The organism is Polynucleobacter sp. 71A-WALBACH (assembly GCF_018882365.1).
Taxonomy (GTDB): domain Bacteria; phylum Pseudomonadota; class Gammaproteobacteria; order Burkholderiales; family Burkholderiaceae; genus Polynucleobacter.
The window spans coordinates 632,841-654,838 of the sequence record NZ_JACVOP010000001.1 but is presented as its reverse complement, the minus strand read 5'-3'; the positions used below and the strand labels follow the sequence as shown (position 1 = coordinate 654,838).

The following is a 21,998-nucleotide window of genomic DNA, read 5'->3' as shown; positions in this document are numbered from 1 at the left end:
CTATGGATAATGAAAACCCTGCTGATTCTGGCTTTGGTGTATTTGGCCTATATCGATTGGCGCACTTTTCGCCTGCCGAACGCAATTACACTTCCTCTGATTTTTCTAGGCATTGCCGTTAACGGGGTCTCGGACCTGCGCCTCTCGACCCCAATATCGGCACTCCTCGGAGCATCGCTAGGGTATGGCTCGCTGTGGGCATTAAATGCTGGCTATCGCCTTCTGAAAAACCGAAATGGTATTGGGATGGGTGATGCCAAACTCCTGGCTGCGCTGGGCGCTTGCCTGGGTTGGGGCGCCCTCCCCAGCATCCTACTGATCGCCTCCATTACTGGCTTAGTGGGCGGCAGCATCTGGCTTAAATCCCGCGGCCATCAGTTGCAGCAAGCCTTTCCTTTTGGCCCCTTTTTAGCTATTGCTGGCATCATTGAGCTGTTATGGCCTCAACTCATTCCAACTTTGATCCTCTCCAAGCTGATCTAAAAGCCTTAAAGGGAAAAATTCCTTTAATTGGTTTAACTGGGGGCATTGGGTCTGGAAAGACTGTGGTTAGCAACTTGCTGGGTGAGCTTGGGGCTGGAGTGATTGATACAGACCTGATTTCTCATCAAATCACCGCCCCCGGCGGAAAAGCCATTCCCTTAATTGCCAAGACATTTGGGAGTGATTTTATTGATCCCCAAGGTGCTCTTAATCGACCCAAAATGCGGACTCTAGTGTTTGAAGATCCCAATGCCCGGCATACCTTGGAGCAGATCACCCACCCGTTAATTCAACAGGAAACTGCTAAGCAAGCCTTTGAAATTGCCAACTCTGGTACACCCTACCTAGTCTTTGTGGTTCCGCTCCTAGTTGAATCCGGATATTGGGTAAAGCTGATTGACTATCTCGTAGTGGTGGACTGTCCAGAAGAAACTCAAATCCAGAGAGTGATGCACCGCAACAATATGACCCACTTAGAAGTGGAAAATATCCTTAAAGCGCAAACCAGCCGAAATGCTCGCCTAGCCGCCGCTAACGCTGTGATTGAAAATGAGGGTAGCTTGGATAGGCTCAAATCAGAAGTTCTAAATCTGCACCAACAATTGCTCAAAATTTAGGGAGCGAGCCCGAGTTCGTCATAGAATATAGGCTTGTGATTGTTTACGAATACCCTTTCAATGAATTAGTTCGAAGCATGCTTCGACTGGAGTATTTGTTCGCCCGATTTAATCACTTCCTTCGATCCGATGATCCCGAGTTACACCACAATGCGATTGCGACGTTATTTGACTTGGGTGACATTGGCTCCCGAGGCGACATCAAATCCCTGCTGCTTAAAGAATTTGAGCGCCAAAAATATGCATTGAATGGCCTAAAGTCTTCCCAAAAAGTAGACCAGGAAGCGCTCGCACAAACACTGTCTGAAATTGATAAAGCGGCGCTGAATATTAATCAGTCGATGGGTAAGCCAAATGCGTCCATTACTGAGAGTGAGTGGCTTAATGCCATTCGGACTCGATTAAATATTCCTGGTGGAACCAGTCCAATTGATTTGCCAAGCTACCATGCGTGGAAAAATATCCCCTCGACTCAACGTAGGGCATTACTAGAAAAATACGTTGCCCCACTGTTGCCATGGCATGAAGCTTGCCAAATTTTCTTGAGATTACTGCGTCAGTCTGGTGAAGCTAAAGAGGTAGTTGCGCATCAAGGTTCTTATCAACAAGCACCATCTGGCAAGGTTTATCAATTGATGCGCATTGCTGTAGAAGATGACTCACTTTTCTCAGAAATAAGCGCCAATAAATATTTGCTATCGATCCGCTTCTTAAGAGCGGATGGAGATAAAAAGCCTCAGATCATCAATGAAGATGTACCTTTTAGGCTCACCCTCTGCCAGCTCTAAGACCTAAGTAGCTTAAGCTTTTCTAGCATGGGCCATGCAGCTGGCAATAAAGGCTCCACCGTTGGAAGTGCATCCCCGAGCAATTGCCAAGACAGCGCCTGCCCCTCACATCCCTTAGGCACTCCAGTCCATTTTCGAATAATGCTGACATGCAAGCGTACATAAGCATGTGGATAGTCGTGCTCTAAAACAACCAGCTCTTCGCTGGACTCAATGTCAATTCCGAGCTCTTCTTGCAATTCACGTTTTAGCGCTGCGAATACAGATTCACCAGTTTCAATTTTTCCCCCTGGAACTTCCCAGTAGCCTGCATAGGGCTTGCCCTCTGGGCGCTGACCTAGAAGATAGCGACCCTCTGCATCCAATAGGATCCCAGCAGCAACTTCCGTCACAGGACGCTTGGAGTCAATCATGGGTTTCGAGTATTAAGCAGCATGTGAGCCTGCCCAGTGCTTCGCAAACTGCCAAGCCACACGACCAGAACGTGAACCACGCTCTAAGGCCCAAACCAATGCTTCAGCTCTCGCGCCCTCAATCTGCGCATCGCTCAAGCCAAAATGACGCAACCAATGAGCAACAATTTCTAGATACTCATCTTGTTTTGGTGGATAGAAAGAAAGCCATAAACCAAAACGCTCTGAAAGAGAAATCTTTTCCTCAACTACCTCACCTGGATGTATCTCACCATCATCACTATGAGAATAGCTAAGGTTGTCCTTCATGTGCTCAGGCAAGAGGTGACGTCGGTTAGAGGTGGCATAGATCAAAATATTGTCCACTTGGGCAGATACAGAACCGTCTAAGGCAGACTTCATAGCTTTATAGCCAGATTCACCATCTTCAAATGAGAGATCATCACAAAAAACAATAAAACGTTCTGGCCGATCAGCCAATAAATCGGTAATGTCAGCTAAGTCGGCTAAGTGCTCTTTTTCCACCTCAACCAGACGCAAGCCCTGGCTGGCAAACTCATGCAAGCTTGCTTTAATAAGTGATGACTTTCCTGTGCCGCGTGCACCCGTTAGCAAAATATTATTGGCAGGCTTTTTTTGAATAAAGTTTTTCGTATTGTCACGAATAGCATCGCGCTGACGATCAATATTTTTTAGATCCTCGAAGCTAATATCTGCCACATGTTTGACTGGTTGTAGAAACCCAATACTTCCAAAAATACTGTCGCGACGACGCCATCTAAAAGCAGTGGAAGATTTCCACTGCTCCTCAGTTAACTGCTTAGGAAGAAAAGTTTCTAGGTGATTTAGTAGTTGCTCTAATTTTTCATTCATATACCAAATTCCTAAGAGCGGTAATCTGCATTAATGGAAACGTAGTCATGTGATAAATCACAGGTCCACATCGTCTGCCCTGCGGATCCGCGACCCAAGTCAATTTTGACGGTAATCTCTGGAGCCTGCATTACCCTTTGACCATCTGTCTCCTGGTAATCAGGGTTGCGGCCACCATTCTTGGCAACCCATACATCTCCAAGCCACATTTGCACTTGGTTCACATCAAGATCATGAATGCCGGCATAGCCAATAGCAGCAAGGATACGGCCTAAGTTGGGGTCACTAGCAAAGAAGGCAGTTTTTACCAAGGGTGAATGGGCGACCGCCTCTGCGACTAAACGACACTCATCTTCAGTCTTCCCACCCTGCACATCAATCGTAATAAATTTTGTTGCACCCTCACCATCTCTCACAATCATTTGAGCAAGCTTGCGTGCGAGATCAATTAATGCAGTCCGAACCAAGCTATAACTGACATCAGCAGTTGATTGAATCTGCACTGTAGACTGGCCAGTCGCCATGATGATGAATGAATCATTGGTCGAAGTATCGCCATCAATCGTAATAGCGTTAAATGAAAGATCGGCAATCTCTCGAGTCAATTGACTGAGTAAGCCTGGCGCAAAACCAACATCGCTTGCAATGAAGCCCAGCATAGTCGCCATATTCGGATGAATCATGCCTGCACCCTTACAAATACCCGTGATATTCACAAGCCCAGCTGGGGTCTCTACTGTCATCGACGCAGCCTTAGGCTGGGTATCCGTTGTCATGATGGCTTCTGCAGCATCAAACCAATGATCTTCACCTAAATTAGCAACCGCCCTGGGTAAAGCAGAAATCAATTTATCAATTGGCAGTGGCTCCAGAATTACACCAGTTGAAAACGGCAGAATTTGTTCTGGATTGAGCTGCAATTCTTTTGCTAACTCTGCACAAGTGGATAAAGCATCTTTCATACCGCGCTCACCAGTCCCCGCATTGGCATTTCCCGTATTAACAACTAAAGCTCGAATCTCGCCTTTAGAGCCGTCCATGGCTAAATGCTCACGGCAAACCTGCACTGGCGCAGCACAAAAACGATTTAAGGTAAAAACACCAGCAACCTGGGAGCCAGGCGCCAAAGTCATCACCAATAAATCCTTGCGATTGGCTTTTTTGATTCCAGCTTCGGCGATGCCCATTTGAAAACCTTTAATAGGCTTTAGCTGGTCTTTTTGGGGGAGTGGTAGGTTAACTGTCATGATCTAACAATTGTAGATGAGGCTTCAAAAGCAAGCGCGCCAATCAATGGCGCGCTTGAAGCAATAAAACACCACAGGTCACTAACCCTTGATTGGCAACTCCCGAATACGCCTACCGGTAGCGGCCGCTATGGCATTGGTTAGGGCTGGGGCAACTAGAGGCACCCCAACCTCTCCTAAGCCACCGGGCTTCTCTAGGCTAGGAACTAAATGCACCTCGACCACTGGCACTTGATTTTGCCGAAGTGTTGGATAGTTATTGAAATTACTTTGCTGAACTCGGCCATTTTGAATGGTAATTTCATTACTCAAAGCGGCTCCAAGGCCATAAAGAACTCCTCCAGTCAACTGAGCCCTAGCTTGATCTGGATGCACTGTAATTCCACAATCTGAGACAAAGGTGATCTTCTTAACCTTAGTCTCAGAAACCTGCCCGTCTAACTCCACGATGCAAGCAGAGTAGGTGTCATAACATTCCATTTGCGCAACACCAAATTTTTTACTGCCAGCCTGATAACCAGACTTCTCTACTGCAAGTTTTAAAACTGCTAAGGCTCTTGGTTGCTTTTTTAATTCCGCTAACCTAAAGGCAACCGGATCTTTGCCGGCAGTTCGAGCAAGCTCATCAATAAAACTCTCAACAGCAAATGCATTTAAGGCGTTACTCACAGAGCGCCAATAACCCACCCTAATCCCAACATCCTCAATCACATTAGTAATCTCCAAGTTGGGGATGTCATAGGTGAGATTGTTCGACCCCTCAGTCATGAAAGGATCAAAGCCATCCTTAACAAAACCAGGGAATGCGCGAGCCGTCACGGACTGAGAAACCATCTTCGCCTTCATGGAACTGATTTGACCATTCTCGCCCAGTGTCGCTTCCATTTTATGAACAGACATTGGACGATAGAAGTCATGAGTAATATCGTCTTCTTTAGTCCAAAGCATCTTGACTGGCATACCTGCTGCACGTGAAATTTCAGCAGCTTGACGAATAAAATCCAACTCTAATTTACGGCCAAATCCACCACCCAAGAAAGTGGTCTCAATCGTCACATCTTCTGGCTTAACGCCTGCAGCGGTGGCAGCAACCGCTTGCGCGCCCTGCTGAAATTGAATGGGACCAATGATCCTACATTTTCCATTTGAAACATCGGCAGAACAATTCACAGGCTCCATCGTAGAGTGTGCCAAGTAGGGTAAGAAATACTGCGCACTAATGACCTTGCCGTTCGCAATGGCGCCATTGGGATCGCCAACGGTTTTAATGATGGCCCCTTTCTTACCTAAACCCGCCTCAAGCTGCTTACGAATCTCCACATTATTTAAATTGGCTCCAGCGCCTTCATTCCAGGTAATTTTTAGCGCATCTCTACCTTTGCGTGCCGCATAAAAATCTTTAGCCAAAACTGCAACACCATCCGAGATCTGTACTACCTTAATGACACCAGAGACTTTTAAAGCGGCGGAGCTATCGACAGTACTAGGTACACCTCCGATTACTGGACACTGTGCCAGTGATGCAATAGCCATTCCTGGAATCTTCACATCGATACCATACACTGCCTTACCTGCAATCTTTGCAGGGGTATCTAAGCGACGCATTTTTTCTTTACCAATCACCATAAAGTTTGCAGGTGATTTGAGTGCTGGCTTTTCTGGCAAAGGTAACTTAGCGGCATCAGCGGCCAACTCGCCATAGGTGGCTGATTTACCTCCAGAATGAGTCACCTTTCCATTCATTGCCTTGCATTGATCAATAGAAACATTCCATCGATTCGCTGCAGCCTGAACTAAGACGGCGCGGGTAGCGGCTCCAGCAGTGCGTAACTTATCAAAACCTTCGCGCACTGAGGTTGAGCCACCGGTAATTTGACCACCCAACAAAGCATTAATATAAACAGGCGCAACACCAGCCATCTCCACCTTAATCATCGACAAAGGTAGATTCAATTCTTCCGCAAGCAATGCTGGCATGGATGTGTAAGTATCCTGCCCCATTTCAGAACGAGCGCAAATCAACGTGATTTGATTGTCTGGGGTAATACGTATCCATGCATTTGCTAACGCTGGCTCACTCGAGACAGCGATGGCCGCATCGCTAGTAATGGGAAGATACATTCCCAGGACAAAAGCGCTGGTGACCGCTGTACTTTGCTGAAGAAACTGACGACGGTTGATATTTTTTATAGAATTATTTTTCATGTTTTAGTCTCTTATGCCAATTTATCAGCTGCGCGTTTTACAGCCTTCTCAATTCGAGAATAAGTGCCGCAACGACAAATGTTTCCACTCATTGCGTTTTTAATCTCTTCAGAATTTGGCTGCTTCTTTCGCGCCAATAAGTCTGCCGCTGACATCATCTGACCAGTCTGGCAATAGCCACATTGCGGCACATCGAATTCCAACCAGGCGTCATGCAAGGCGTGGCCCATTTTTTCTGGTAAACCTTCCAATGTGGTGACTTTCTTGCCACTAGCTACTGAAATAGGAGTAGAGCAAGAGCGAATAGCATTCCCCTCAAGGTGAACAGTGCAAGCGCCACATAAAGCAGCACCACACCCGTACTTTGGGCTCGTCACATCTAAATGATCTCGCAAAACCCACAAAATTGGGGTCTCTGGATCCCCTTCGAATTGGACAACCTTGCCATTGAGATTAAAAGAAATTGTCATGCTACCTCCTGATATTGATCTTAAAGAATGATGACAGATCTTCAAAGATCTCGCATGCAAGCTCACTAGGGCTTTCACTAAGAAAAAAGGCTCAGATTAATCTGAGCCTTTTATTCCAATCGTTGCGGATATGACGTTAACTTAATGCACCACAACAGTTCTTATACTTCTTGCCGCTACCGCAGGTACATGGATCGTTACGACCTACTTTAGGGCCGGTGCGCAAAGGTGCCGGAGCAATTTCAATTGCAGCGCCACGATCACCAGTTGACCCAGCAACCTCAAGATCTGCATCGGCATGCTGATACTGCACATCAGAGAGTTTGGCTAAATCTTCGTTCATAGATTCAGAAGCTTCATCTAATTCACTGGCACTCCGAATTTGTACGGTCATGATGCTTTTCACAACATCATTCTTGATGACATTGAGTAACTCGCCATAAAGCTCGAATGCTTCACGACGATATTCTTGTTTTGGATCCTTCTGGGCATAGCCACGCAAATGGATGCCTTGACGTAAATGATCCAATGCAGCCAAATGTTCACGCCAGTGGGTGTCTAAACTATAGAGTAAAACTGAGCGCTCAAATCCAGCAAAGGATGCGCGTCCAGATAGCTCTACTTTTGCATCATAGGCTTCTTTTGCAGCCGTTAATACACGCTCCACAATCTGCTCATCGTCCATGGACGTGGCATTTTCAACCCAATTTTTTAGATCAACTGTTAAGCCCCAGTCACTGGCCAATACATTTTCCAGGCCAACTAAGTCCCACTGCTCTTCCATCGACTCCGAGGGAACATAGAGCGCACAAATGCCACGCAATACATCTTCACGCAAATTAGCGATCAAATCACCGGCATCGCTACTTTCCAATACTTCATTTCTCAGACGATAAGTTTCTTTCCGTTGATCATTGGCAACGTCGTCATATTCCAAGAGCTGCTTACGAATATCAAAGTTGCGACCCTCAACCTTACGCTGAGCAGACTCAATCGAACGCGTCACCATGCCCGCTTCAATCGGCTCACCATCTGGCATTTTGAGGCGATCCATTACTGCGCGTAAGCGATCTCCAGCAAAAATACGCAAGAGAGAATCATCTAAAGAAAGATAAAAACGGGAAGATCCAGGATCACCCTGACGACCAGCACGACCGCGAAGTTGATTATCAATACGGCGACTCTCGTGACGCTCTGTACCAATAATATGCAAACCACCGGCAACTAATACCTGATCATGCAGACTTTGCCACTCATCTTGTAAGGTCTTAATCTTGGCAGCTTTTTCCGCGTCAGAAAAATTGGCATCTGCCTGAATCAAGGAAGATTGCTTGCCAACGTTGCCACCCAAAACAATGTCCGTTCCACGACCAGCCATATTGGTAGCAATGGTGATCATTTTTGGCCTACCGGCTTGAGCAATGATCTCTGCTTCGCGAGCATGCTGTTTCGCGTTCAAGACTTGATGCGGCAATTGACGCTTATCTAACAAACTTGCGATTAATTCTGAGTTCTCAATAGAGGTTGTGCCAACTAATACAGGTTGACCACGCTGATAGCAATCCTCAATATCCTTGATCACTGCATCGTAACGCTCACGCGAAGTCTTATAGATCTGGTCCTGACGATCTTTTCTTTGGCTAATACGATTTGGAGGAATAACTACAGTCTCAAGGTTATAGATTTCCTTGAACTCATAAGCTTCAGTATCAGCAGTTCCCGTCATACCAGCCAACTTGCCGTACATCCGGAAGTAGTTTTGGAACGTAATTGTGGCTAGGGTCTGATTCTCATTCTGAATCGGAACACCCTCTTTAGCCTCAACAGCTTGATGCAAGCCATCGGACCAGCGACGACCCTGCATTAAGCGTCCCGTGAATTCATCAACAATGATGACCTCATTATTTTGAACGACATATTGTTGATCACGGTTATACAAAGTATGTGCGCGCAATGCAGCGTACACGTGGTGCATCAAGGTAATATTTTGCGGAGCGTACAAAGAGTCGCCATCATTCAAAGCGCCAATCTCAACTAAAACTGTCTCAGCCTTGTCATGACCACGCTCTGTTAAATAAACCTGCTGAGACTTTTCATCAACCCAATAATCACCCGGTTTCTCAACACCAGTACCATCGGCTTTCTCTTCGCCGATTTGGCGCTCTAAGTAAGCAGGTAAGGCATTGATCTTGATGTATAAGTCAGTGTGATCTTCAGCCTGACCAGAAATGATTAATGGGGTACGAGCCTCATCAATCAAAATCGAGTCCACCTCGTCAACGATCGCATAAGCTAAACCACGTTGAACGCGCTGACCCAAGTCTTGAACCATGTTGTCACGCAGGTAATCAAAACCAAACTCATTATTAGTGCCATAGGTAATATCAGCTGCGTAAGCTTCTTGCTTAGTGGTGTGATCCATCTGAGATAGATTGACACCTACTTTCATACCTAAGAAGTTATAGAGCGTTGACATCCACTCAGCATCCCGCTGGGCCAAGTAATCATTCACGGTAATGACATGAACACCATTACCAGTCAGGGCATTTAAATACACTGGAAGCGTAGCGGTTAAGGTTTTTCCTTCGCCCGTTCCCATTTCAGCAATCTTGCCTTGGTGTAATGCAAGGCCACCCATCATCTGCGCATCAAAATGGCGCATCTTCATCACCCGCGAGCTCGCCTCACGAACTACTGCAAAAGCCTCTGGAGCAATGTCATCTAATGACTCGCCCGCAGCCAAACGCGACTTGAACTCAGCAGTTTTTGCTTGCAGTGCGGCATCATCCAAAGCTTGCAGGCTAGCCTCGAAAGCGCTAACTTTGGCAACTACTTTGCGATACTGTTTTAAGAGGCGGTCGTTACGACTGCCGACCAGGGTTTTAAGAAGACCGATTACCATGGGATATTGAAGTAAATTAAGACCTTGAGTTTATCACCCGCACCCTATTTTTATATGAACTTCGCACCCAAACCTGTCCGCACGAAAGCCGCCCATGAGTGGCTGGAGTATTTGCGTGACTCTGAGGGCTTAGGCGGAATTTTGGCCAAAACAGAAGATCTGGCCAAACTCAAGATTGCCCTCAAAGCCGCTCTGTTTGAGTTGGATTTGGATAACTTAGCGCCTAAAATTGAGGTTGGATGGCGTTCTGGCGGTCAAAATGAGCTGTTTCTATTGGTCAATGGGGCGAGTATTGCGACCCGCCTTCAGCAAGTTTTACCTAGCTTAATCAATGAGTTAGGTAAAAAAGGGGTGATCTGTACAGGTATTAAGGTACGCCTAAAGCCAGCACCGCCCACCTGGGAAATTAAACCCCGAGAGGGACTTCAGTCTAACCAAAAGCCCAAAGGTTTTAATGCGGTTGCGAGGGCTTCTTGGGAGTCTTTACTTGAGAAATTAGCGCCAGATTCTGATCTGCGCAAGGCCGTAGAACGGCTACTTCAAAGCAAACCTAAATAAACCTAGAAAAAGAGGGGTTGACTCTCTTTGGAGTAGGCCTCTGGAGCCTTATTTTCTAGAAAACTACTAATTTCATAAGAGCTAGGATCTTCCAATAACTTACGCAAAAGTGCGTTGTTTAGGGCATGCCCTGATTTTTCAGCAATATAGGAGCCCACAATAGGGTGTCCAACCAAATACAGATCGCCAATGGCATCCAAAATTTTATGCCGCACAAACTCATCTTCATAACGTAATTCTTCGTTATTAAGGATACGATGCTCATCCAACACAATCGCATTATCTAAACTTCCGCCGCGCGCCAATCCCATTTCCCGCAATGCTTCAACCTCATGAGCAAAACCAAAAGTGCGGGCACGTCCAATCTCGCTACGATAGGCGTGTTCAGCAAAATCCACTACAAATCGCTGACCAGTCTTATCCACAGCCGGATGCTTAAAGTCGATTGTGAAGTCCAGCTTAAAACCAAAGAAAGGTTCTAGGCGTGCAAGCTTATCGCCCTCCCTCACTTCTACAGGTTTTTTTATCACTACGAACTGACGAGGTGCCTCTTGCTCGGCAATGCCCGCTGATTCCATTAGGAATAAAAAGGAAGCAGCACTTCCATCCATGATGGGAACTTCTTCACCATCAAGCTCAATGAGTAAATTATCAAGTCCTAGGCCGGCACAAGCGGAAAGCAGATGCTCGACGGTTGATACACGCACCCCATCTTTTTGAATCACCGAGGCCAAGCGGGTATCGCAAACCGCCAGAGCAGTAGCCGGAATAACTGATTGCTCTGGGGTATCTACACGTACAAATAAGATTCCTGAATTTACCGGTGCAGGCTTAATAGATAAGGTTACCTTGCGTCCAGAGTGCAAGCCAATCCCCACGGTTTTAATCGGAGTAGCGATTGTGCGTTGCTTCATCATAGCTTGATCTAAATTCAGGAATAACTTCTTAAAGCTTCTTCAAAATTGAAGCAGCATCACTTACTTCAAACTTGCCAGGCGCTTCACGCTCTAAAGCTTTAACTACGCCATCTTCAACAATCATGGCATAGCGATCTGAACGAACACCAAAACCACGGGCAGTCAAATCCAATTCCAAGCCAAGCTTCTTAGTGAATTCGGCACTGCCATCGCCCAACATACGAATCTTTTTACCCACTTTTTGATCACGGCCCCAGGCACCCATTACAAATGGGTCGTTTACCGAAATACACCAAATCTCATCAACACCTTTTGCTTTGATTGCATCAAAGTGCTCAACATAGCTAGGAACATGCTTTGCTGAACAGGTTGGTGTGAAGGCGCCAGGCAATGCAAAGATCACTACTTTTTTTCCGGCGGCTAGTTTTTCAACTTCAAATGCATTAGGTCCAATAGCGCAACCTTCGCTAGCCTCATCTAAAAACTCGTAAAGAGTAGCGTTTGGTAATTTTTGTCCGATTGCGATCATAAAGTCTCCAATGAAATAGTTGTCATGAGTATGCCAACGCTAGCGCGGGATTCGTCGTCCGGAGGGGCGCCGCGCTGGCATTCTGCACAAGCTATTGTATTGAGCAGTGGTTTAGTCTGCTTGCTTACGTAAAAAAGCTGGGATTTCGTAGTAATCAGCCCCTTTATCCAACATGGTTTTCGCCTGTGGTGAGCTATCAGCACCCAATGTAGGGGCTGGTGTAGCTTCACGTGAACTACGGAATACGCGTGGCAAATCATATTGGCTGTAATCAACACCGCCAGTTGCTGGTTGAGCAGCCATAGATGGCGCACTGCCTGCACCCGTCATTGCCAAGCCTGCGCTGGTGCTTAGAGCTGAATCTAGGCCTACCTTACTCATTGCTGCTGAAGCGCTTGCTGGAGCAAAGCTGTTTAAGTCGGCCATGGTTGGCATCGCATCATGCGTACCAGTGGCTTGTCTCCAAACTACTTCCGGTTGATGGTTTTGACGTGCTTGTGGATTATTCAATCCAGTAGCCACAACAGTCACGCGCAACGCATCACCCAAGCTTTCGTCATACACAGTACCGAATATCACAGTTGCATCATCTGCGGCATAGCCACGAATTGCTGCCATAACTTCACGAGTCTCAGACAATTTCAATGAACGGCTAGCGGTGATATTAACCAATACGCCACGCGCACCAGACAAATCAACACCTTCGAGCAATGGAGAGGCAACAGCAGCTTCTGCGGCTAAGCGTGCACGATCCATGCCAGAAACTGTTGCAGTTCCCATCATCGCCTTGCCTTGTTCGCCCATGACTGTTTTCACGTCCTCAAAGTCGACGTTGATCAGGCCTTGTACGTTAATGATTTCCGCGATACCTGAAACAGCGTTATGCAATACGTCATCAGCGCATGCAAATGCCTTATCAAACTCGGCATCTTCACCCATCACTTCAAAAAGTTTCTCATTGAGAACTACGATCAATGAATCCACGTAAGACTCGAGTTCGGCGGCACCATTCTCTGCAACCTTAAGACGCTTAACACCCTCAAAATCAAATGGCTTACTAATAACACCGACAGTCAAAATACCCATTTCTTTAGCGACTTGGGCAACGATTGGTGCTGCACCAGTTCCTGTGCCACCACCCATACCTGCAGTGATAAACACCATGTGTGCACCTTGCAATGTATCTGCAATACGAGCACGCGCTTCTTCAGCAGAAGCCGCTCCGATTTCAGGTTTTGCGCCAGCACCGAGTCCGCTAGAACCTAGTTGCAAATTCACAGATGCCTCAGAACGCTGTAAAGCGCCAGCATCGGTGTTCATGCAAATAAACTCTACGCCATTAACACCGCGACGGATCATGTGCTGAACGGCATTACCGCCTGCACCACCAACACCAACCACTTTAATAATGGTTTTGCCAGCTGTTTCTTGATCTAACATTTCAAATTCCATATACCCTCCTAGGTAATAAGTACAACATTGACGACGACGAAAAACTTAAAAATTTCCTGCGAACCATTCCTTCATGCGCGAAATCACACTTTGCAACGCGCCTGATTGCGATACTCGACGGCCGCGCAATAGCTGCGCCTGACCTTCCATTAACAAACCAATACTGGTAGCAAATCGTGGGCTACGTAGAACCTCGTGCAGATGACCGCGATACTCAGGTGTGCCAATACGCGCTGGACGCAAGAACACTTGCTCAGCAAGCTCAACCATTCCTGGCATTAACGAGGTACCACCAGTCAGTACGATTCCTGAAGACACCATGTCTTCGTAACCTGAATCACGAACTACACCACGCACCAAAGTAAATAATTCTTCTACCCGTGGCTCAATCACTGCGGCCAATGCTTGTTTTGACATTGGGCGTGGCTCACGATCACCAACACCCGGCACATCAATCATGGTGGTCGGATCAGCCATATCCTGACGAGCAATTCCGTACTGAATTTTCAAATCTTCTGCATCAATAGTCGGCGTACGCAATGCCATCGCGATGTCATTGGTAATTTGATCGCCTGCAATTGGAATCACAGCAGTATGTCGAATAGAACCCTGGCAGTAGATTGCGATGTCGGTAGTACCGCCGCCAATATCCACCAACACTACGCCCAGCTCTTTTTCATCTTCAGTTAATACAGCCAAACTGGATGCCAGGGGCTGCAAAATTAAATCATTTACTTCGAGGCCGCAACGACGTACACACTTCACAATATTTTGCGCAGCACTAACAGCGCCAGTAACAATATGCACCTTGACCTCAAGACGCAAACCACTCATCCCAATAGGTTCACGCACATCTTCTTGACCATCAATAATGAATTCCTGAACCAAGATGTGAAGGATTTGCTGATCTGTTGGAATATTGATTGCTTTAGCAGTTTCCAAGACGCGCTCAACATCTCCCGCGCTAACTTCTTTGTCGCGAATAGCCACCATACCGCTCGAGTTAAAACTCACAATATGATTTCCAGCGATACCAGTAAAGACCTGTACGATCTGGCGATCAGCCATGACCTCAGCTTCTTCAAGCGCCTTTTGAATGGACTGAACAGTTGCTTCAATATTGACAACCACGCCCTTTTTCAAACCCTTAGATGCAGTTTGGCCAACGCCGACCACATTAAATTGGCCATCAGCCGCTAACTCAGCAACCAAAGCAACCACCTTGGAGGTTCCAATATCCAATCCGACCAATAAATCGCGGTTGTCTTTACTCATTCTCATTCCTCATTGCTTCTGCTCACTTTTTTTGCCGTCTACTTCATTCTTTTTCAAACTTGCCGAAGCAAGATGCACTGCAAAACCATTTGCATACCGCAGATCAATCGCATCTACGCGATTTGCCCACTTCTCTTGAACCTGTGGCCAATACTTAAAGAGACGCGCTACACGATCCTCAGTTAATGTTTTGTCCGAATTCTCTTCATCTCTACCAAATTCCACTTTCATGCCATTGGATAACTTCACATGCCAGGCGTAACGCTCAGAGAGAGTGAGGCTTTTTACTTCTGCACTCCAAGGCTTAAACCAAGCATTTGCTTTTTCATACAAGCGCATGACTTCTTTACTCGCGTCTTCTGGCCCAGAGAAATCAATTAACTGAATGCCATCTCCCACATCAGAAACACGACCCGCAAAGAGCTCGCCATGGGTATTCATTAAGGTGTGACTATCGGCACCACCCCATGTACCAAAGGGCTTTTGCTCTTCAATGCTGACAATCAATCCGTTGGGCCATACTCTGCGAACGTTTGCATGACGTACCCAAGGCATAGACTCGAAACCACGCTTCACATCCTCTAATTTCACGCTAAAGAAATTTCCTTGGACTGTTTCTAAGACCTGCTGCTTTACTACGGGCTTATTAATATGCTTGAGTGTTTGTCCAGCTACTGGCTCTATCACCACTTGGCGTAAGGCAAATACCGGACGCTGACTTAACCAAACTAGAATTCCAACGCAAACCATCACCGCAAAACAGCGCATCAAGAAACGACTCAGCTTTTGCATCCGCTCTGGATGATTCCAAAGCGGTGATGCCAGTGAAGCACATACTTCACCGAAGCCGTTTAAGAAAGCGCTCATCCGACTCATACCTGCGCAGCTCCCTTGGTATTCAAAGTTTGACTAATCACCCAGAGAACTAATTCGGCATACTCAACTCCGGCCGCTTTTGCAGCCATCGGAACCAATGAATGTGAGGTCATTCCTGGAGAGGTATTCATTTCTAATAGATAGGGTTTGCCTGTTTTTTGATCCAGCATCACATCAGCGCGACCCCAGGTTTTACAACCAAGAGTACGGTAGGCAGCTAAAGCTAAATCTTGCACTGCTTGATTTATCTCTGGCGCCAAGTCAGTTGGGCATAAGTATTTAGTCTCATCCGAGAAATACTTATTGTGAAAATCGTAATTAGCTTCTGGTGGAATAATTTTGATCACGGGCAAAGCCTCGACATCCGCACCAAATCCAACCAAGGGGCAAGTCAGCTCATCTCCAACAATACAAGTCTCAGCAATGACCTTTTTATCCATTCCTGCAGCTAGTAGATAAGCTGCGGGCAATTCCTCAACGGATTTCACTTTAGTCAAACCGAGCGAGGAACCTTCATGCGCAGGTTTCACAATTAATGGCAGGCCTAAGTGCTTCACTACTGCACTCCAGTCACTATCGGCTTTCAACTCCTGGAACTCTGGAGTAGAAAGACCACTACTGAGCCAAACAAGTTTGGTTGCAATTTTATCGATCGCTAATGCGGAGGCCAGCACACCGCTGCCGGTATAAGGCAAATCTAAGAGCTCGAGCAATCCTTGAATGGTGCCGTCCTCGCCATAGCGTCCATGCAAAGAAATAAAGATACGGTCAAATTTTTCTTTTGCTAATTCAGTGGGGCAACGCAATCCAGGATCAAATGGGTGCGCATCAACGCCTTTAGAAAGCAAGGCCTCTAATACACCGCCACCAGACATCAATGAAATCTCACGCTCACCAGAGCGACCACCCAGCAAGACACCCACTCGGCCTAATGATTTAATATCCAAGTTAGCGAGATCATGCTTCACGCGCTCGCCCCAAGAGCTCATAGCTCTATTTTGCTTAGACATGCTGTGCCTCCGCCAATGCTTGAGGCAATCCTGAGATGGAGCCTGCACCCATCGTGATTAAGACGTCGCCATCACGCAATAAGGCGCTTAATTTTTCTGGCATCTCAGCAACGCTAGGGGCAAATACCACTGCCGCAGCGTCTAATGATGTATTGACAGTTTTATCGTTCGCAACAGCAGCTTTTATCAGGCTTTGACCATCTGCACCTGGAATCTTAGCTTCGCCAGCGGGATAAACCTCAGTCAACACTAGAGCATCAAAGTTTTTTAGTACCTGCACAAACTCACCAAAGCAGTCACGAGTTCTTGTAAAGCGATGGGGCTGAAAAGCTAATACCAAGCGACGGCCGGGGTAAGCGCCACGCGCAGCAGATAAAGTGGCAGCCATTTCAACAGGGTGGTGCCCATAATCATCAATCAAAGTGAAGCTTCCACCGGATGCCAGGGGAATTTCTCCATATCTTTGAAAGCGACGACCAACACCACTAAATTCAGATAAAGCCTTCACGATGGCCTCATCGCTAACACCCAATTCCGTTGCAATACCGATGGCTGCCAATGCATTCTGAACATTGTGCATGCCAGGTAAATTTAATTGCACTTCAATACGGCCTGGCTTATTGCCATGTCTGCGGACAGTTTTACGGTCGACTGTAAAGTGCATCCGAGTGCCTTCAGCACGCACATTGCTCGCACGAATATCTGCATCCTCAGATAAGCCATAGCGTAATACTGGCTGAGAAACAAACGGAATAATGTCGCGAACGTTGGCATCATCAATACAAAGCACTGCGACACCATAAAAAGGCATACGCTGAATAAACTGCACAAAGGCCTGCTTCAATCTCGCCATATCGTGCTGATACGTATCCATATGATCAGCATCAATATTAGTAACCACTTCCATTGCTGGAAATAATTGCAAGAAGGAGGCATCGGATTCATCCGCTTCCACCACAATGAAATCACCTTGGCCTAATCGGGCATTGGCGCCTGCAGAATTTAACTTTCCGCCAATCACAAAGGTGGGATCTAAACCACCCTGCGCTAAGACTGAAGCAACCAAACTGGTCGTAGTCGTTTTGCCATGAGTTCCTGCAATCGCAATACCCTGCTTTAAACGCATGAGTTCGCCAAGCATGACAGCGCGCTGAATCACAGGCACTTTAGCTGCACGAGCAGCAAGCACCTCTGGATTGTTCCCTGCAACCGCAGTAGAAATCACCACCGCTTCTGCTGTACCAATATTCTTAGGATCATGCCCAATATGAATGACTGCGCCCAAATCTTTTAAACGTTTGGTTGCAGCGCCTTCAGTCAAATCAGATCCAGATACCTGATATCCCAGATTCAGAAGCACCTCGGCAATACCACTCATGCCTGCGCCGCCAATACCAACAAAATGTATTTGCTGAACGATATGTTTCATATACCTACTCCTGCACAGTCTGCGCATACTTCAGCCACACGCCGGGTTGCATGGGGCTTAGCCAAAGCATGAGCGCGTTCAGCCATCACTTGTAAATCATGGCGGTTAAAGTTTTGAATCATTGACGCTAGATCCTGTGGATTGAGATCCTGCTGCGGCAATAGAATGGCCGCATCTGCATCCGCTAGAAAACGTGCATTTGCAGTTTGATGATCATCAATCGCGTACGGGAATGGAATCAAGCAGGATGCAACACCACAGGCTGCAATTTCTGAAACGGTCATTGCACCAGAGCGGCAGATTACTAGATCTGCTTGAGCATAGGCAGTTGGCATATCGTCAATAAAAGGACGAATATCGGCAGTTAGTCCCAAGTCAGCATAACGCTGCTGTAGATCTCTGAGATGCTTATCGCCCGCCTGGTGAATCACGTACGGTCGCGCATCCTTATCCATCAGCGCCAAGGCTGCTGGAATAGTTTCATTTAATGCAGCGGCACCTAAACTGCCACCCACCACCAGAATCGATAGAGGGCCGGTGCGTGCTGCGTAACGTTTTGCTGGTGCGTCTACGCTTTCAAATTCTTTACGAATAGGATTTCCTACCCACTCAGCGTGAGCCATCGTATCTGGAAAACCAGTCAAGGTTCGCATGGCTATCTTGGCTAAAGCACGATTCGCACTTCCCGCTACAGAATTTGCTTCGTGAAGAACCAATGGCCTCTTTAAGAGCTTAGTCATTAGGCCACCAGGGAAAGTAATGTAACCGCCCATACCTAAAACTACATTTGGCTTAATACGGCGCATAATTTTCCAACTCTGAAAACTAGCTCTGGCAAGATTCAAAGGTAGCATTAACTTGGCTTTCAAACCTTTGCCACGCAAGCCGCCAAAGTCAACCGCCTCGAATGGGAAGTCGCACGCCTTTACTAAGCGATATTCCATACCACTCTGATTACCAAGCCAAGAAACCTTCCAACCACAAATGCGCAGGTATTCAGCAACAGCTAGGCCCGGGAAAATATGTCCCCCAGTACCACCGGCCATAATCAAAATGGATGGCTTGGTCATAACTTGCCACCCCGCATCAAAATACGATTTTCGTAATCAATTCGAAGTAGCATTGCTACTGCTACTGCATTCATTAAAATTCCTGAGCCGCCATAGCTCACTAATGGAAGGGTTAAGCCTTTAGTTGGTAGCAAGCCTAAGTTCACACCCATATTAATAAATGCCTGCCAACCAATCCATATCGCTACACCTTTAGCAGCAAGACCGGCAAAACTACGATCCAATTGCAAAGCGGTACGGCCAATAAGGAATGCGCGACGCACGATCCAATAGAACAAAAAGATCATCACGACTACGCCAACAAATCCGAGTTCTTCACCAATCACCGCCATGATAAAGTCGGTATGAGCCTCAGGAAGGTAATGTAATTTTTCGACACTACCGCCCAGCCCCAAGCCAAACCATTCGCCACGACCAAATGCCATTAGAGAATGGGTTAGCTGATAGCCTTTATTCGCTGCGTTATCCACCTGCCATGGATCCATAAACGCCAACATACGACCACGACGGAATGGTGAGAGCGCAATCATGATGGCGCCACTCATCAGACCAACTAAGACCAACCCACCAAATAACTTGGCATTAATACCGCCTAAGAACAAAATTCCAAAAGCAATTAAAGCAACCACGACAAATGCGCCCATGTCTGGCTCAGCCATCAGCAAGCCGCCAACTAAAGCAACGGCTATGCCCATCGGTAACATTCCTTTAACAAAGGAGTGGAGATATTCTTGGCGTTGCACTGTATAGCTTGCAGCAAAAATTACGGCAGCAAACTTCATTAGCTCGGATGGCTGGAAATTCATGAGACCCAATGGAATCCAACGCTTTGCTCCATTTACCCCTTTTCCAACACCAGGAATAAGTACAGCAATTAAAAGTAAAACCGTGAAACCAAAAATGATGGGGGAATAGCGATCCCACACTTTGGTTGGAATCTTGAATGCCCAAATACCAACACCAATAGCAATGGCTAATGAAATGCAATGGCGAATGAGGAAGAAGTTACTGCTGTAATTTGCGTACTTAGGGCCATCGGCCAAGGTAATCGATGCGGAGTAGACCATTACTAAACCGATCAGGGCTAGAGACAATACCGCCCAAACCAATAACTGGTCATAGTCCATCATGCGTGAGCGAGTTTGCTCAACGCCAGAAACCGCATCTCTCAAGCCACTACGGAAGTTATCTATTCCACCTCTGGAGAAATTCCAGAAGCGGCCTAGACCCAAACGATTCTCAGGAAAAAGTTTTTCCTTCAAACTCATGCGTCAGCTCCTTCGAATTGCATACCCAATTCTTGAACTTCCGCAACAAATGCTTCAGCGCGCGCTACGTAATCACTAAATTGGTCAAAGCTGGCACAAGCTGGAGACAGTAAAACAATATCGCCAGACTGGGCTTGTTTTGCAGCTTGAGCTACTGCGTTTTGGAGCGTCTCACTCATAGTGCATGGCACCGAGTCGGTCAAAGCCTCAGCGATGATTGGGGCGTCTTTACCGATCAGAAAAACACCTTTTACAAAGCGCATTGCAGGATCACGCAAAGGGCTAAAGTCTTGGCCCTTACCTTCACCACCAGCAATTAACCAGATCCGCTTGCCAGATTCATTAGCGCTGAGGCCATTTAATGCGGCTACTGTAGCCCCTACATTAGTCCCTTTACTGTCATCAACATATTCAACATTCGACACAATCGCAACGCTTTGAACACGATGAGGCTCACCATGGTAGTCACGCAAACCATGTAAAAGCATATTCATCGGTAAACCAGCTGCTCGCGCTAAGGCTAATGAGGCTAAAGCATTCAAAGCATTATGGCGACCACGAATACGTAAAGCATCGGCAGGTATCAAACGCTTTAGTCTTAATGGCTCGGCCTCTATAACAGCCGCTTTACGGCGGCGCTTCGGTTGAGGCTCAAGATCTTCGTCGACCTCAGCCCAGACCAGCCAATCAATTCCACCAGCACGTAGATCATGCTCAATTCCAAAGGCACCCTGCTCATCTGGACGGCCGGCACCGAATGTGACAATGGATTTATGAGATTTTTGCTCATCAGTTAGTAAATTCATTACCAGTGAATCATCGCGATTCAGAATGCAAATAGTATCTTGGCCAAAAATATTGGCTTTTGCATCCATATAGGCCTGCATGTCACCATGCCAATCTAAATGATCTTGCGTAATATTTAATACGGTTGCCGCTGTCGCATTGAAAGTGCTGGTGTAAACCAATTGGAAGCTAGACAGTTCAAGCACCCAAATCTCAGGCATATCGGCAACTTGATCAGACTCATCCAAGCAAGACATCAGCTTATCTAAAGCTGCTGGGCTGATATTTCCGGCAACGGCAACCCTCTTGCCGGCACGCTCACACAATTGCCCTGTCAGAGCAGTCGTTGTTGTCTTCCCATTAGTGCCGGTGATGGCTAGTACAGCAGGCTTATATTGAGACTGTTCAACTTGAGCCATGCGATCCAACGCAGCAATAGCTCTGGCAAAGAATTCCAACTCTCCCCAGATATCAATGCTCAAATCTTGCGCCTTAGCCAGGAAAGAAGCGGTTGGTTCTTGCAGTGGCGATAAACCAGGACTAATTCCGATGACATCAATATTTTTTAAATTAACATCATCCAGAGGCCCAAAATAACTTTCTTTAAGCCCTGCAAATTCAAGATCTGCTAACCAAGCTCTTTGTCGCTCATTTAGCTTTTCACGATCACGCGTATCTACCAAGCTGACCTGTGCAGCGTTCCGCAAACACCACTTGGCCATGGCATAGCCAGATTCTCCCAATCCTAATATCAAGAAATGTTGGGGTGCTTGATAACCCTCATCTGCGGTGAGAGCAGGGTTAGCGAAGGCTTGATCTAGGTTATGCAT

The 21,998-nt window shown here is 46.7% G+C and carries 20 protein-coding genes; 4 read left to right on the top strand and 16 right to left on the bottom strand.

From position 1 onward, the window contains the following. Positions 1–9 precede the first annotated feature (9 nt). From ICN42_RS03420 to zapD, 3 genes are read left to right on the top strand one after another with little or no spacing between them, the layout of a single operon-like run. Positions 10–483, top strand: coding sequence for an A24 family peptidase (locus ICN42_RS03420; RefSeq protein ID WP_216250871.1), 474 nt, complete (start codon positions 10–12; stop codon positions 481–483). Continuing rightward, complete coding sequence (coaE, locus tag ICN42_RS03415) at positions 438–1,100, top strand: dephospho-CoA kinase (protein WP_216862426.1); 663 nt, start codon at positions 438–440, stop codon at positions 1,098–1,100. The genes ICN42_RS03420 and coaE overlap by 46 nt, the downstream gene beginning before the upstream one ends. A 35-nt stretch (positions 1,101–1,135) precedes the next feature. Then, entirely contained in the window at positions 1,136–1,888 is a 753-nt protein-coding gene (zapD, locus tag ICN42_RS03410; RefSeq protein ID WP_216250867.1) for a cell division protein ZapD, read from the top strand. Here zapD and ICN42_RS03405 read toward each other — a convergent pair. From ICN42_RS03405 to secA, 6 genes are all read right to left on the bottom strand, one after another. Further along, the gene (locus ICN42_RS03405) at positions 1,885–2,301 is read right to left on the bottom strand and encodes an NUDIX domain-containing protein (protein WP_216250863.1); all 417 of its coding nucleotides are present in this window, start codon (positions 2,299–2,301) and stop codon (positions 1,885–1,887) included. The genes zapD and ICN42_RS03405 overlap by 4 nt on opposite strands. 12 nt (positions 2,302–2,313) lie before the next feature. Further along, positions 2,314–3,174, bottom strand: a complete 861-nt coding sequence (locus ICN42_RS03400) for an ATP-binding protein (RefSeq protein WP_216250860.1) — start codon at positions 3,172–3,174, stop codon at positions 2,314–2,316. A gap of 11 nt (positions 3,175–3,185) precedes the next feature. Then, on the bottom strand, positions 3,186–4,421 hold the full coding sequence (gene argJ / locus ICN42_RS03395) for a bifunctional glutamate N-acetyltransferase/amino-acid acetyltransferase ArgJ (protein WP_216250858.1): 1,236 nt from the start codon (positions 4,419–4,421) through the stop codon (positions 3,186–3,188). An 81-nt stretch (positions 4,422–4,502) separates the two neighbouring features. Beyond that, complete coding sequence (locus tag ICN42_RS03390) at positions 4,503–6,626, bottom strand: xanthine dehydrogenase family protein molybdopterin-binding subunit (RefSeq protein ID WP_216250855.1); 2,124 nt, start codon at positions 6,624–6,626, stop codon at positions 4,503–4,505. An 11-nt stretch (positions 6,627–6,637) separates the two neighbouring features. After that, on the bottom strand, positions 6,638–7,096 hold the full coding sequence (locus tag ICN42_RS03385; RefSeq protein ID WP_216250852.1) for a (2Fe-2S)-binding protein: 459 nt from the start codon (positions 7,094–7,096) through the stop codon (positions 6,638–6,640). 136 nt (positions 7,097–7,232) lie between these two features. Next, entirely contained in the window at positions 7,233–9,998 is a 2,766-nt protein-coding gene (secA, locus tag ICN42_RS03380; RefSeq protein ID WP_216250849.1) for a preprotein translocase subunit SecA, read from the bottom strand. 24 nt (positions 9,999–10,022) lie between these two features. On the opposite strand from secA, the gene ICN42_RS03375 reads away from it, so the two are divergent. Continuing rightward, positions 10,023–10,556, top strand: coding sequence for a hypothetical protein (locus ICN42_RS03375; RefSeq protein ID WP_255539221.1), 534 nt, complete (start codon positions 10,023–10,025; stop codon positions 10,554–10,556). Positions 10,557–10,558: 2 nt separating this feature from the next. Here the strand turns inward: ICN42_RS03375 and lpxC are convergent, their stop codons facing one another. From lpxC to murD, 10 genes are all read right to left on the bottom strand, one after another. Then, positions 10,559–11,473: a UDP-3-O-acyl-N-acetylglucosamine deacetylase gene (lpxC, locus tag ICN42_RS03370; RefSeq protein WP_216250846.1), complete on the bottom strand. Its 915-nt coding sequence runs from the start codon at positions 11,471–11,473 to the stop codon at positions 10,559–10,561. Positions 11,474–11,501: 28 nt separating this feature from the next. Then, positions 11,502–12,002, bottom strand: a complete 501-nt coding sequence (locus ICN42_RS03365) for a peroxiredoxin (protein ID WP_216250843.1) — start codon at positions 12,000–12,002, stop codon at positions 11,502–11,504. Positions 12,003–12,113: 111 nt separating this feature from the next. Continuing rightward, positions 12,114–13,454, bottom strand: coding sequence for a cell division protein FtsZ (ftsZ, locus tag ICN42_RS03360; RefSeq protein WP_216250840.1), 1,341 nt, complete (start codon positions 13,452–13,454; stop codon positions 12,114–12,116). A gap of 45 nt (positions 13,455–13,499) precedes the next feature. Continuing rightward, positions 13,500–14,729, bottom strand: coding sequence for a cell division protein FtsA (gene ftsA, locus ICN42_RS03355; RefSeq protein WP_216250826.1), 1,230 nt, complete (start codon positions 14,727–14,729; stop codon positions 13,500–13,502). 9 nt (positions 14,730–14,738) lie between these two features. Then, complete coding sequence (locus ICN42_RS03350; RefSeq protein WP_255539220.1) at positions 14,739–15,605, bottom strand: cell division protein FtsQ/DivIB; 867 nt, start codon at positions 15,603–15,605, stop codon at positions 14,739–14,741. Beyond that, entirely contained in the window at positions 15,602–16,594 is a 993-nt protein-coding gene (locus tag ICN42_RS03345; RefSeq protein ID WP_255539290.1) for a D-alanine--D-alanine ligase, read from the bottom strand. The genes ICN42_RS03350 and ICN42_RS03345 overlap by 4 nt, the downstream gene beginning before the upstream one ends. A 13-nt stretch (positions 16,595–16,607) precedes the next feature. After that, positions 16,608–18,044, bottom strand: a complete 1,437-nt coding sequence (gene murC, locus ICN42_RS03340; RefSeq protein ID WP_216250819.1) for a UDP-N-acetylmuramate--L-alanine ligase — start codon at positions 18,042–18,044, stop codon at positions 16,608–16,610. Next, a complete protein-coding gene (gene murG / locus ICN42_RS03335) occupies positions 18,041–19,114 on the bottom strand; it encodes an undecaprenyldiphospho-muramoylpentapeptide beta-N-acetylglucosaminyltransferase (RefSeq protein WP_216250816.1) in 1,074 nt (357 codons plus the stop codon). The genes murC and murG overlap by 4 nt, the downstream gene beginning before the upstream one ends. Beyond that, the gene (gene ftsW, locus ICN42_RS03330) at positions 19,111–20,382 is read right to left on the bottom strand and encodes a putative lipid II flippase FtsW (protein WP_216250812.1); all 1,272 of its coding nucleotides are present in this window, start codon (positions 20,380–20,382) and stop codon (positions 19,111–19,113) included. Before ftsW ends, murG begins: the two co-directional genes overlap by 4 nt. After that, positions 20,379–21,998 (bottom strand): UDP-N-acetylmuramoyl-L-alanine--D-glutamate ligase, encoded by a 1,620-nt coding sequence (gene murD / locus ICN42_RS03325; RefSeq protein ID WP_216250810.1) that lies wholly within the window; start codon positions 21,996–21,998, stop codon positions 20,379–20,381. The genes ftsW and murD overlap by 4 nt, the downstream gene beginning before the upstream one ends.